Source organism: Buchnera aphidicola (Mindarus keteleerifoliae), assembly GCF_039392895.1.
GTDB classification, from domain to species: Bacteria; Pseudomonadota; Gammaproteobacteria; order Enterobacterales; family Enterobacteriaceae; genus Buchnera_A; species Buchnera_A aphidicola_A.
Genome location: NZ_CP135027.1, coordinates 273,086 through 286,313 on the forward strand (window position 1 = coordinate 273,086; position 13,228 = coordinate 286,313).

11 protein-coding genes are annotated in these 13,228 nt (G+C 22.7%); 8 read left to right on the top strand and 3 right to left on the bottom strand.

The annotated features are described in order from the left end of the window. Positions 1-736 precede the first annotated feature (736 nt). Both gap and RJT62_RS01250 read left to right on the top strand, forming a co-directional pair. Complete coding sequence (gap, locus tag RJT62_RS01245) at positions 737-1,747, top strand: type I glyceraldehyde-3-phosphate dehydrogenase (protein WP_343153223.1); 1,011 nt, start codon at positions 737-739, stop codon at positions 1,745-1,747. 141 nt (positions 1,748-1,888) lie between these two features. Beyond that, complete coding sequence (locus tag RJT62_RS01250; RefSeq protein WP_343153224.1) at positions 1,889-2,365, top strand: Hsp20 family protein; 477 nt, start codon at positions 1,889-1,891, stop codon at positions 2,363-2,365. Positions 2,366-2,413: 48 nt separating this feature from the next. Here the strand turns inward: RJT62_RS01250 and queF are convergent, their stop codons facing one another. Both queF and fldA read right to left on the bottom strand, forming a co-directional pair. Then, entirely contained in the window at positions 2,414-3,184 is a 771-nt protein-coding gene (gene queF / locus RJT62_RS01255) for an NADPH-dependent 7-cyano-7-deazaguanine reductase QueF (RefSeq protein ID WP_343153226.1), read from the bottom strand. Between the two features lie 34 nt (positions 3,185-3,218). Continuing rightward, on the bottom strand, positions 3,219-3,740 hold the full coding sequence (fldA, locus tag RJT62_RS01260) for a flavodoxin FldA (RefSeq protein ID WP_343153228.1): 522 nt from the start codon (positions 3,738-3,740) through the stop codon (positions 3,219-3,221). 227 nt (positions 3,741-3,967) lie between these two features. Between fldA and phrB the strand changes: the two genes are divergently transcribed. From phrB to pfkA, 6 genes are all read left to right on the top strand, one after another. Continuing rightward, positions 3,968-5,398 carry a deoxyribodipyrimidine photo-lyase gene (phrB, locus tag RJT62_RS01265; RefSeq protein WP_343153230.1) on the top strand — a complete coding sequence of 477 codons (1,431 nt, stop codon included), beginning with the start codon at positions 3,968-3,970 and terminating at the stop codon, positions 5,396-5,398. 31 nt (positions 5,399-5,429) lie between these two features. After that, positions 5,430-6,173 carry a Nif3-like dinuclear metal center hexameric protein gene (locus RJT62_RS01270; protein ID WP_343153232.1) on the top strand — a complete coding sequence of 248 codons (744 nt, stop codon included), beginning with the start codon at positions 5,430-5,432 and terminating at the stop codon, positions 6,171-6,173. Positions 6,174-6,318: 145 nt separating this feature from the next. Continuing rightward, on the top strand, positions 6,319-9,099 hold the full coding sequence (locus RJT62_RS01275) for a 2-oxoglutarate dehydrogenase E1 component (protein ID WP_343153234.1): 2,781 nt from the start codon (positions 6,319-6,321) through the stop codon (positions 9,097-9,099). A 17-nt stretch (positions 9,100-9,116) separates the two neighbouring features. Next, a complete protein-coding gene (gene sucB / locus RJT62_RS01280) occupies positions 9,117-10,301 on the top strand; it encodes a dihydrolipoyllysine-residue succinyltransferase (RefSeq protein ID WP_343153236.1) in 1,185 nt (394 codons plus the stop codon). 148 nt (positions 10,302-10,449) lie between these two features. Continuing rightward, a complete protein-coding gene (gpmA, locus tag RJT62_RS01285; protein WP_343153238.1) occupies positions 10,450-11,148 on the top strand; it encodes a 2,3-diphosphoglycerate-dependent phosphoglycerate mutase in 699 nt (232 codons plus the stop codon). Between the two features lie 224 nt (positions 11,149-11,372). Continuing rightward, positions 11,373-12,335 carry a 6-phosphofructokinase gene (gene pfkA, locus RJT62_RS01290; protein WP_343153240.1) on the top strand — a complete coding sequence of 321 codons (963 nt, stop codon included), beginning with the start codon at positions 11,373-11,375 and terminating at the stop codon, positions 12,333-12,335. Between the two features lie 77 nt (positions 12,336-12,412). On the opposite strand, the gene tpiA is transcribed toward pfkA, so the two are convergent. After that, the gene (gene tpiA / locus RJT62_RS01295) at positions 12,413-13,174 is read right to left on the bottom strand and encodes a triose-phosphate isomerase (protein WP_343153242.1); all 762 of its coding nucleotides are present in this window, start codon (positions 13,172-13,174) and stop codon (positions 12,413-12,415) included. Between the last annotated feature and the right edge of the window lie 54 nt (positions 13,175-13,228).

Below are 13,228 nucleotides of genomic sequence, written 5' to 3' on the forward strand. Positions count from 1 at the left end.
AATTCTTTTATAAATACATTCGAAAATTTTAAGATGAAAAATTCAACAATTTAAATTTTAATCAATCAAAAAATTAAAAAATATTTTTAAAAAAATCTTTACAAAAATAAAAAATTATTTTTATATAATTGAATGATGAAATTGAATAAATGAATGTATTTATATTTTGAAAAATATTAAAAAAATTATTTTTATATAATTAAATATTCTTTATTTTTTAGATTTGATACAATATTATCAAAAATATAGTTATTTTAAAATTAAAAATAAAAAATAAGTAATTTTTAAATTTGAAAATATTTAAAATTATTTTTTTTTTAAAATATTCGCCTTGAATAAATGTACTTAGACATAAAATTAATAGTTTAAATTTCTATATAGAATAATTTTCTAATCTAGAAATAAACATTTACTTAGAAATTTAAAAAATACAACTTTTTACATATTAATCAATTCTATAATTATCTAAAAAAATAAATATATTTAGGTATTAATATATTTTTTAAAAGATTTTTTGTTCTTTTAAGTAAATTAAATTTTGTTAATTTCTTTATTATAAATATTTTTATTCTAAAAAAATCTTAATATTTTATTCGAAATTGTTATTAAACAAAATATTTATTTAAATTTAACAAATTATTTAAATATTTTTTAGCAATATTAATAAAAATTAATATTTTATTATCATTTTAATTTCAAAATTTTTTTGAATTATAACTTTAAAGAGAACAAAGTAATGACTATTAAAATAGGGATTAATGGATTTGGAAGAATTGGTAGAATAGTTTTTAGATTAGCTCAAGAAAGATCAGAAATACAGGTAGTAGCTATAAACGATTTAGTTGATATAAATTATTTAGCATATTTACTTAAATACGATTCTACTCATGGAACATTCAATAAAAAAATTGAAATAAAAAACAATTTTTTATTAATAAACAAACAAAAAATAAAAATTTTTTCAGAAAGAAATCCTGAAGCCATAGATTGGAAAGGAGAAAATGTCGATACTGTAATAGAATCAACTGGTATTTTTTTAACAAAAGAAACTGCCTATAAACATATTATAGCTGGAGCCAAAAAGGTTATTATTACTGGTCCTTCAAAAGATGAAACACCTATGTTTGTCAGAGGAGTAAACTTCGATAAATATAAAGGAGAAGAAATTGTTTCAAATGCTTCATGCACTACAAATTGTCTAGCACCCATAGCAAAAGTTATTCATAAAAAATTTAATATTATTGAAGGACTGATGACTACAATACATGCTACAACTTCCACTCAAAAAACAGTAGATAGTCCATCAATAAGAGATTGGAGAGGAGGTAGAGGGGCTTTACAAAATATCATTCCTTCTTCTACAGGAGCTGCTAAAGCTGTAGGTAAAGTTCTACCTGAATTAAAAGGAAAATTAACTGGGATAGCATTCCGAATTCCTACAGCCAATGTATCAGTAATCGATCTCACCGTTAGACTTAAAAAATCAGTTAGTTATCTTGATTTATGTAAAGTTATAAAATTTGAATCAAAAAATAAAATGAAAAATATCATAGGTTATACTAATAAAGAAGTAGTTTCTTCTGATTTTAATGGAAATAAATGTACATCTATTTTTGATGAAAGAGCAGGATTAGCTTTAAATAACAATTTTATTAAAATAATTTCTTGGTATGATAATGAAACGGGTTATTCAAGTAAAGTTTTAGATCTAGTTGTTTTAATAAATAAAAGAAAATTCCAGTCTTAACGAACATTTTTTGAAAACCATTAAGAAAAAAATATTTTTTCGTTTATATTGAAAAAAAGAAAAATGACTCAATATACCTTATCAAGGTATTTATATATAAATAAAAAATTTTAATAAAATGCCGTTTAAAAGGAGGATAGCATGAAATTTCATTCTTTATCTTTAATGCCATCATTTAGCGAAAATATTTTTTCTGATAGATTTAATCAAATAGATAAAATGTTTAGTACTCTGACAGGAGAAAAACCAATATCCTCTTCACCTGTTTACGATTTGATTCAAAAAAACGAAAAAAAATATGAATTGATTATCAGCTTACCAGGATATTCTGAAGATGATTTAGATATAAGTGTTCATAAAAATCAACTTAAAATTATAGGAAATCAAAAAAAATCTAAATTAATCGAAAAAAAAGAAAAAATTCTACACAGTGGAATTAGAAAAAATAATTTTTCTTTAGTATTTAATTTAGATAATCATGTAGAAGTTAAAAAAGCAAATTTAAATTTAGGAATACTTACAATAGAATTTGAATATGAAATTCCAGAAAAAGAAAAACCAAAAAAAATAATTATTGAAAATAAAAAAGAAAAAATAACAAATAGTCCTTCTACTTAAAGAACTAAAAATACAATCTACTATGCTCTGTGGAGCATAGTAGATTACCTATTGCCTAACTAACCTTTTATGTGAAGGAGAAAAATTAATACAATTACTTCTCCAAGGATTAATATCAATTCCTCCTCTTCTATTATATCTAGCATATACAGAGAGTTTTATCGGTTTACAAAAATGATTAATATCTGAAAAAATTTTTTCAACACAATCCTCATGAAATTTGTTAATATCTCTAAAATTTATTAAATATATTAATAATGATTTTTTATTTATAGGGAAACCTTTATATGAAATTTCTACTGATGCCCAATCAGGTTGTTTTGTTTTAGGACAATTGGATCTTAATAAATTACTACATAAAGATTCTTCTACTATTTCTTTATTTTGATCAATAGTTAAAACATTTTTTATATCATGAAAAAGATTAATTTTTTCATTATCTATGTTAATTCCAGTAAGAGTTCTAATTCTATTAAATTTTTTATGACTTAAATTAAACAAATTAAAAACTAATCTTCCTTGAACAATTTTTTTTAAATCCATTTTTACTTTTTCTTTAAAATCTTCTTTAGAAAAAAAAATACTATTATTCAAACTATGTAAATAAAGCTTAAAACTTTTTGATTCTATTAAGTTAATACTTTTAGCATCAATTTCTAATATTCCTAAAGCTAATTGAGGAATTTTTTCTTTATTTAACCAAGAAAGTTCATATAAATTCCAAATATCAAATCCAATAAAAGAAATATTTTTAAAATCGAATGTTAATTTTTTTCGGATATTTTCTCTTGAAATTCCCTTTAACATTTTTAAGAACATAATTTTTACCTCAAAAAAATAATTTTAAAAAAAATTATTTTTTAATGTTTTCAAATTCAAAAATAAGATTTTTAATCCAAATTTCTATTCTTTTTTGAGTAAATTCAGGTTGTCTATCTTCATCTAGAGTCAAACCTAAAAAATGATTTTTATCTAATAAAGCTTTTGAAGATTCAAAGAAATAATTTTTACTTGGCCATCTCCCAATTACTTTCCCTTCATTATTTTTAACTACATCATAAACAATTCGCATTGCGTCACAAAAATATTCTCCGTAATCTTCTTGATCTCCACATCCAAAAAAAGCAACAACTTTTTTTTTGAAATTAATTTTTTTTAAAATTGGTAAAAAATCATCCCAATCAGATTGTATCTCACCATAAAACCATGTAGGAATACCAAAAATTAATCGATTAAATGATTCTACTTCTTTTTTATTACTATTTGCAATATCGAACAATTTTGATTTTTTTTCTCCTAAATAATTGAAAATTTGCTTCGCAACCAATTCAGTATTTCCTGTATCACTACCAAAAAAAATTCCAATTTTTTTCATTTTTTTATTTTCCTATTTTTATTTTTTAAAATATCTATTTAAACCATACAAAATTTTTAAATTATTTAAAATTAATTAATGTTAAAAGTATATTTTTTATATTAAAACATAAAGGCACTTCGTTCTAGAAAAAAATAAATAGAATTTACAATTCAAAAAAAATTTCTTAAAAGAAATTTTTTTTTTACATTATAATGTATTTATATAATATTTTATTTAAAAAAAATATGAACATCAATTTAGTTTGGTTTAGAAATGATCTTCGTGTACGCGATAATACTGCTTTATTTAAAGCATGTAGAAGCAAAGAAGATAAAATTGTAGCTATTTACATAGCTACTCCAAAACAATGGAAATCTCACAATATGTCTCCTAAACAATCTTTTTTCATTTATAAAAATTTACTTTTGTTAGAAAAAAAATTATTTTTATTAAAAATTCCATTTTTTTATTTTGAAATTTCAAACTTCGATTCTCAAATACTGTTTTTAGTTGAATTTTGTAAAAAAAAAAATATTCACACTTTATTTTATAATAAACAATATGAAATAAATGAAATAAAAAGAGACCAAAAAATAAAAAAGATATTAAATTCAAAAAAAATAAATATGATTGGATATCATGATTCAATTTTAATTTCTCCAAATTTAATTTTTAATTCTAATAAAAAAAGCTATATAAAATATACTCCCTTTAAAAATAAAATTTTTAGTTATTTAAATAAAAAAAAAATAAGATGTTTTCCCGTTCCTGATGTTCGTTCTATAAAAGAAAAAGAATTTTCATCAAAAATTTTTTCTTTTACATATCCAAAAGAAAAATTTTCTACTAAACTTTTTCCAATTGGAGAAAATAATGCTATTAAAAAATTAAATTTTTTTTTAAACCAAACAACAATGAGTTACTCTTTAACAAGAAATTTTTTTGGAATGAATTCTACAAGTTTTTTATCTCCTTATTTGAGTATTGGAATTTTATCTCCAAGACAATGTCTAAGTGCAATATTTAAGGAAAAAATTTCTTTTGAAAGTGTTAATAATGATAAAATAACTTGGGTGGAAGAATTGATATGGAGAGAATTTTATAAACATACTATGAATTCATATTCTTTGATAAGTAAAGAAAAGTCCATTTTTCATTGGGAAAAAGAAATAAAATGGAATAATAATAAAAAACATTTTTCTTTGTGGAAAAAGGGATTAACAGGATATCCTATTATCGATGCTGCTATGAGACAATTAAATCAATTAGGATGGATGCATAATAGATTGAGAATGATAACTGCTTCTTTTTTAACTAAAAATCTTTTGATAGATTGGAGAAAAGGAGCAAAATATTTTATGTCTAAATTAATAGATGGTGATTTTTCTTCTAATATAGGAGGTTGGCAATGGGCAGCCTCAGTGGGATTTGATTCCGTTCCATATTTTAGATTTTTTAATCCTTTGATACAAAGCAAAAAATTTGATCCTAATGGGAAATTTATATATTCTTTTATTCCTGAATTAAGAAAAGTACCTATTAATTTTATACATGATCTACAAAGATGGAGAGAAAAAAATCCAAATACAATTGATTATCCTCATCCGATTGTTAATTATAAATTAACAAAAAAAGAATTCTGTGAAAAAATTAAAAAAGCTAAAAATTCATTTTAAATGTTTTTTAATAAATGTGGAATAATTAAAGATGTTAAATATGACTTTAGAAAAGATAATTAATAAAGAACTAAATAGTAAAAACATTAAAGACTATGTACCAAATGGATTACAGATTGAAGGGAAAAAAAATATTACAAAAATAATTACAGGAGTAACAGCTTGTCAAGAATTATTAAATTTAGCAGTAAAAAAAAACGCAGATGCGATTATAGTACATCATGGATTTTTTTGGTTTAGTGAATTTAAATCTATTACAGGAATTTTAAAAAAAAGAATCAAAACATTGATTACTAATGATATTAATTTATACAGCTGGCATCTTCCATTAGATATGCATATGAGAATGGGTAATAACAGACAAATAGCAAATAAATTAAAAATAGAAATTTTAGGCAAAATATTACCTATATTACCTTGGGGAAAATTTAAAAAAAGAGTAACAGGAGAAGAACTAACTAAAAAAATTATTAAAAAATATAAACGAGTCCCATTTTATTATGGACCTAGTAAAAATAAAAACATTAAAAGTATAGCTTGGTGTAGTGGAAGAGGACAAAAATTTTTACAAGAAGCTGTTAATTTCGGAGTAGACGCATTTTTAACAGGAGAAATGTCTGAAGAAACATTACATTTTGTTAAAGAAAATAAAATTCATTTTTTTTCAATAGGACATCATGCAAGCGAAATAGACGGGATAAAATCTTTAACCAAATGGTTAAAAAAAAATTATAATTTTGATACCGAATTTATTAATATTAATAATCCTGTATAAAACAAAATTTATATAAATACATTTTTAGTTGAATATTAAAATATTCTATGTAAAAAAAAATTTTAAAAAATGTTTTTAAAAACAATAAAAAAATTTTATTTTTTTGTAAGAATCATATTCTATTTCAAAATTTTAAGGAAATTTTATGAATGATGGACATGAAAAATATTGGGGTAATTTTCTTAATATAATTAATAGTAATCAGTTTTATATACAATACTTATATAAAAAATTTTTAAAAAATTCAAATTCAATTGACAATTGTTGGGAAAAAGTATTTCTACAGTTTTCTAAAAAGATAAAAAATAAAAATAAAATTTTTAATAACAAAATTTTAAAAAAAATAAAGTTATTAAATAAAAGGGATAACTTTAAAGATAATTGTTCTTTTCGAATAATTAAGTTAATCAATTTATTTAGGAAATATGGACATCATTATGCTAATTTAGATCCATTGGAAAAAAATAAAAGAAAATTTCATATTGATATGAAATTATCTACTTATAATAAAAAAGAAAATAAATTTATTCAAGATGAGAATTTCTTTTATTTAAATAATAAAAAAAAATATAGTTCCTTAGAAAATCTCTATTCTGATTTAAAAAAAATATATTCAGATTCTATGGGTATAGAATATATGCACGTTGAAAACATTAAAGAAAAAAAATGGATACAGAAAAATGTTGAGTCATTAGTTCAGAATTCTTTATGTAACGAATATGAACAAAAAGAAATTTTAAAAAATTTAATTTCAGCAGAAAGTTTAGAAAAATATTTGAATATAAAATTTCCAGGAGTTAAAAGATTTTCTTTGGAAGGATCAGAAACTTTAATACCTATGTTATCTAACATAATATCGCAAACTATTAAATCAAAAGTTTCAAAAATATTATTAGGGATGGCTCATAGAGGTAGAATTAATGTTCTAGCAAATATAATTGGTAAAAAAATAAGAAATATTTTTTATGAATTTTCTTCTAAAATAAAAAATAATTTTTATAGCGGAGATGTAAAATATCACATGGGTTTTAAATCAATATTAAAAAAAACAAATAATATTTTAATAGATTTAAAATTTAATCCTTCTCATTTAGAAATTGTATCTCCAGTTGTTCTTGGTTCTGTTAGAGCTCATTTAGATCAACAAAAAGAATTTAATACTAATAATGTTCTTCCATTAATCATTCATGGAGATGCTTCAATTACGGGACAAGGAGTTGTGCAAGAGACTTTAAATATGTCCCAAACTAGAGGGTATACAGTCGGAGGAAGTATACATATTATAATTAATAATCAAATAGGGTTTACAACTTCAGATCAAGCTGATTTAAGGTCTACAAAATACTGCACTGATATAGCTAAAATGATTCAAGCACCTATATTTCATGTTAATGCAGATAATCCAGAAGAAGCTGTTTTCTTATCTAAATTAGCTTTAAAATATAGAAATATTTTTAAAAAAGATATTTTTATTGATTTAGTTTGTTATCGAAGATTTGGACATAATGAAATTGATGATCCTTCTGCTACTCAACCAATGATGTATCAGAAAATAAAAAATCATAAAACTGTTAAAACATTATATGAAGAAAAATTAATCAATTCTAAGTTGATTACATCAAATGATGTTTCAAAAATATATTTAGATTATAAAAAAAAACTGGATATTGAATATGAAAAATATCTTTGTTTAAAATCTAAAAAAAAATTTTTATTTTTATTAAAAAAAAATGAAAATTTTGATTTAAAAAATAATGAAAAAAAAAACTCTGTTAAAAACATTAAAAATATAGCTAAAAATATTTTTTCTTTACCTACATCAATTAATCTACATAAAAAAGTTCAGAATATTTATCAAGAAAGATTAAAAATGGCTAATGAAAAAACAAACTTTGATTGGGGTAGTTCAGAACTTTTAGCGTATGGAATATTATTAAATCAAAATATTTCCTGTAGAATAACAGGAGAAGATGTTTCTAGAGGAACGTTTTTTCATAGACATGCTATGATCCATGATCAAAAAAATGGGCAAGTTTATACACCTTTAAAAGTTTTTTGTAAATTCAAAAAATCTAAATTTTATATCTGGGACTCCGTTTTATCAGAAGAATCAACTTTAGCTTTCGAATATGGATATAGTTCTACCAATCAAAACATGTTAGTTGTTTGGGAAGCTCAATTCGGAGATTTCTCTAATGGAGCACAAATAGTAATTGATCAATTTTTAAGTTCTAGCGAACAAAAATGGGATGAAACAAGTGGATTAGTAATGTTATTACCTCATGGATATGAAGGACAAGGACCAGAACATTCTTCAGCACGTATAGAACGTTTTTTACAATTGTGTGCTCAAAAAAATATGCAAATTTCTGTTCCTACAACATCTGGACAATTACATCACTTATTAGTTGAACATGCTTTTAAAAAAAACAAAAAACCTTTAATTATTATTTCTCCAAAATCTCTTTTAAGAAATCCATTAACATTTTCTTCTTTACAAGAACTTAAATATGGAAAATTTCAATCAGTAATTTACGATATTAAAAAAATTAAAGAAAAAAAAATAAATAAAATTATTTTTTGCTGTGGAAAAATATATTATGAATTATTATCAAATCAAATTAAATATCAAAAAAATAATATTTTTATAATTAGGATCGAAAATTTATATCCTTTTCCAATCAAAGAAATAATGAAAATATTTCAATCATTTAACAAAATTAATGATATTATTTGGTGTCAAGAAGAACCTAAAAATCAAGGTGCTTGGAGCTACATTAAAAACTATTTTGAAAAAAAAATATTTAAAAATACAAAAATAATCTATATAGGAAGAAAAAAATTAGCTGCACCAGCAGGTGGTTCTTTTTATTTACATCAAAAAGAACAAAAAAAAATAATTTCTGATGCTTTGAATATAATTTAGTAATAATGAAGGAAAAAATGAAAAAAATAGATATATTAGTACCTGATCTTCCAGAATCTATTATAACTGCTACAGTTGCATCTTGGCATAAAAAAACCGGAGATGTTATTTTAAAAGATGAAATTATAGTAGATATCGAAACTGATAAAGTAATATTAGAAATACCATCTTCATCAGAAGGTATTCTTTCTAAAATTTTTGAAAAAGAAGGTTCAACTGTAAGTTCAAAACAAATTTTAGGAGAAATTATTAAAAATAAAAATAAAAATAAAAAAATAAAAGAAAAAGATTTATCAATCATACCTGAATCTAAAAAACATTTTAGTCCTTCTTTAAGAAGAATTTTATCTTATAAAAAAAATAGTACTTTAAAAAGTCAAAATATTTCTTATTTAGCAAAAAAAAATGATTCTTTAAAACAGGAATCTAATTATTTTAAAGATAAAAAAGACGAAAAAACGTTTAATTTAAATGAAAAGAAAATCAATTTTGATAAAAGAGAAAGATTTATTACAAGAAAAAAAATGAGTCCTTTGAGAAAATGTATAGCTGAACGATTACTTTACTCAAAAAATTCAACAGCTATGTTGACAACATTTAATGAAGTAAATATGAAATCTGTTATTAAGTTTAGAAAAAAAAATACTGATTTTTTTAAAAAAAAGCATGGAATTAAATTAGGCTTAATGTCTTTTTTTGTTAAATCAATAGTAGAATGTTTAAAGAGTTTTCCTTCAATTAACACTTCGATCGAAGATGATAATTTAGTATTATTTAATTACTTTGATATTAATATTGCAGTTTCTACTGAAAGAGGCCTAATTACCCCTGTTTTAAAAGATGCTAACAAAATGAGCATTTCAGAAATAGAAAAAAAAATAAAATATTTTTCTGAACAAGGTAATAAAGGAAAACTAGATATAAGTGATTTGGAAAATGGTACTTTTACAATTACCAACGGAGGGGTTTTCGGGTCACTTTTATCTACTCCTATAATCAATTTTCCGCAAGCAGCCATATTAGGTATGCATGCCATAAAAAATAGACCTGTTGTTATAAATAACGAAATAAAAATAGCTCCTATGATGTATTTAGCTTTATCCTATGATCATCGAATAATAGATGGAAAAGAATCTATAAATTTTTTAAATCACTTAAAAAAAATGCTTGAAAATATATCAACGTTATTTTTAGAGCTTTAAGTTAAAAAACTAAATTTTTTCTATTTATAAAAAAATCAATAACAATTAAAATAAATATTAAAATTTATTTATTGTTTTAAATAGCCATTTATTATTTTTAAGTAAGTATTTAAACATAAATTAAAAAAAATAAAATTAAGGAATAAATATGAAAGTTACAAAAATGGTTTTACTTCGACATGGAGAGAGTAAATGGAATAAATTAAATAGATTCACGGGATGGCATGATATTGATCTATCTAAAAAGGGAGTGTTAGAAGCTAAGAATGCCGGAAAATTGTTAAAATCTAAAAATTTCTTCTTTGACTATTCTTATACTTCTTTATTAAAACGAGCTATTCATACAACATGGAATATTTTAATTGAATTGAATCAATCTTGGATTCCAGTTAAAAAAACATGGCGTTTAAATGAAAGACATTATGGATTATTACAAGGTGCAGACAAATCAGAAACGGAACTAAAGTATGGAAAAGAAATAGTTTCGAAATGGAGAAGAGGATTTAAAATTGCTCCTCCAGAACTAAAAAAAATTGATCAAAATTATTCCGGATATGATCGAAAATATGAAAAATTGAATAACTTTAAAAAACCAATGTCTGAAAGTTTGGAAATGACAAAACATAGAGTTATTCCAATTTGGGAAAAAAGTATTTTTCCAAAAATAAAAAATAACAATACAATTTTAATTGTAGCACATGGAAATTCATTACGAGCATTAATGAAACATTTATCTAATATTAAAGATGATCAAATAAAAAATTTAGATATTCCTACTGGAACTCCAATTGTTTATGAATTTGATGAAAAATCAATGCCGATTAAATATTATTTTCTTGAAAAATAAAATTTTCTAAAAATTCAAAATTTACATCTATTGTTTATTTATAAAAAAAATAAAATTTATTTTTTTTTAAAAAATTCTGTTTTTTTTAAATTTTTATATTTATGTTTTAAACTATAAATAACATATTCTTATTTATTTAAAATTTATAAAATAAAAAAATAGATTTAAATTATTTTAAAATTTAAAAAACTTAAATATACAATTTAAATTATCTGGAGATAAAAATGATTAAGAGAATTGGTGTACTCACTAGTGGAGGAGATTCTCCAGGTATGAATGCAGCTATCCGAAGTGTAGTAAGGGCTGGAATTACTGAAAATTTAGAGGTTATTGGAATATACGATGGATTTCTAGGTTTATTTAGAAATAAAATGGAAATTTTAGATAGGTATAGTGTATCTGACATTATCAATAAAGGAGGAACATTTTTAGGATCATCTAGATTTCCTGAATTTTGTAAAGAAAACATACGTTCTATTTCAATTTCAAATATGAAAAAAAATAAGATAGATTTCTTAATAGTTATTGGAGGAGATGGATCTTATATAGGTGCTAAACTAATTTCAGAAGCTGGATTTCCCTGTATTAGTTTACCGGCTACTATTGATAATGATATTCCTGGAACAGATTATACTATAGGGTATTTCACAGCATTAGGGACAGTAGTTGAAGCAATTGATCGTTTAAGAGATACTTCCTCTTCTCATCAAAGAATTTCCATAGTAGAAGTTATGGGAAGAACTTGCGGAGACTTAACATTAGGTGCTGCAATAGCAGGAGGTTGCGAGTTTATATTATTACCCGAATTAGAATATAAAAAAGAAGAATTATTATTAGAAATCAAAAGAGGTATTAAAAAGGGAAAAAAACACGCTATAGTTGCTATTACAGAATATATTTGTGACATAGAAGAACTAGCAAAATATATTGAAAAAGAAACAGGACGAGAAACAAGAGCTACTATTTTAGGACATATTCAACGAGGAGGTTCTCCTGTAGTATACGACAGAATATTAGCTTCCCGTATGGGAGCTTATTCCATTAAATTATTATTGCAAGGACATACCAATCGGTGCATTGGCATAAAAAATGAAAAAATGGTTCATCACAATATCGTCGATGCATTAAAAAATATGAGACGTTCTTTTAAGCAAGATTGGTTACATACTGCTAAACAATTATTTTAAATATTAGGTGCCGGATCAACTTCCCGGCGCTAGTTATTTATCTATTACTAGTAATTTAAAAAATATTTTTTTAAACTTTATTTAGAAATCTTTTCTAAAATTTTAAAAAATGAATCAAAATTCAAACATGCGTTACCTAATAAAAATCCATCTATATCTTTCCTCTTACAAAAACTATCAATGTTATTTTCATTTATAGAACCACCGTATAATAAATAAAAATTATTTAAAGAATACAACATTTTTTTTCTAATATAATTACGTAAAGAACCTAAAATAAATTGTACTTCTTTCGGGTCAGCAGATTTTCCTGTTCCAATAGACCATATAGGTTCATATGCAATAACAGTATCATTAAATACATTTTTATCTTTAGATTGAAAAATAAAATCTATTTGTTTTTTACAAATTTCAATAGTTTCATTATTCTTTCTTTCTTCTTGAGTTTCACCAATACATAAAACAGGAGTTAAATTACAATTTTTTAATAAAAAAAACTTTTTGCTAATTAAATGTTGACTTTCATAATGATTAATTCTTCTTTCAGAATGCCCTATTAAAACATTTTTTACTGACATATCCTTTAACATTAAAGCTGATACTTCTCCTGTAAAAGATCCTGATAAATGAATATCTACGTTTTGTGCACTTAAAGTTAAATATTTATGTTTCTTTATAATTTTCTTGAATTTATACAAGTAGACATAAGATGGAGAAATACTTAAATTGCATTTTTTTTCAATTTTTTCTTGATTTTTTTTCAAAAAATTTAATAATAAAGAAAAAGTTTCTTTATTTCCATTTAATTTCCAATTTGCTATTACTAAAGGCAACTTCATATGTTTTAGCTCCAAAAATACATAAAAAAATTTTTGAAGTGCTTTTAAAAGCAC

Coding starts and splice junctions, on each gene's coding strand:
- gap (WP_343153223.1), top strand. CDS start 737: ATGACTATTAAAATAGGGATTAATGGATTTGGAAGAATTGGTAGAATA.
- RJT62_RS01250 (WP_343153224.1), top strand. CDS start 1,889: ATGAAATTTCATTCTTTATCTTTAATGCCATCATTTAGCGAAAATATT.
- queF (WP_343153226.1), bottom strand. CDS start 3,184: ATGTTCTTAAAAATGTTAAAGGGAATTTCAAGAGAAAATATCCGAAAA.
- fldA (WP_343153228.1), bottom strand. CDS start 3,740: ATGAAAAAAATTGGAATTTTTTTTGGTAGTGATACAGGAAATACTGAA.
- phrB (WP_343153230.1), top strand. CDS start 3,968: ATGAACATCAATTTAGTTTGGTTTAGAAATGATCTTCGTGTACGCGAT.
- RJT62_RS01270 (WP_343153232.1), top strand. CDS start 5,430: ATGTTAAATATGACTTTAGAAAAGATAATTAATAAAGAACTAAATAGT.
- RJT62_RS01275 (WP_343153234.1), top strand. CDS start 6,319: ATGAATGATGGACATGAAAAATATTGGGGTAATTTTCTTAATATAATT.
- sucB (WP_343153236.1), top strand. CDS start 9,117: ATGAAAAAAATAGATATATTAGTACCTGATCTTCCAGAATCTATTATA.
- gpmA (WP_343153238.1), top strand. CDS start 10,450: ATGAAAGTTACAAAAATGGTTTTACTTCGACATGGAGAGAGTAAATGG.
- pfkA (WP_343153240.1), top strand. CDS start 11,373: ATGATTAAGAGAATTGGTGTACTCACTAGTGGAGGAGATTCTCCAGGT.
- tpiA (WP_343153242.1), bottom strand. CDS start 13,174: ATGAAGTTGCCTTTAGTAATAGCAAATTGGAAATTAAATGGAAATAAA.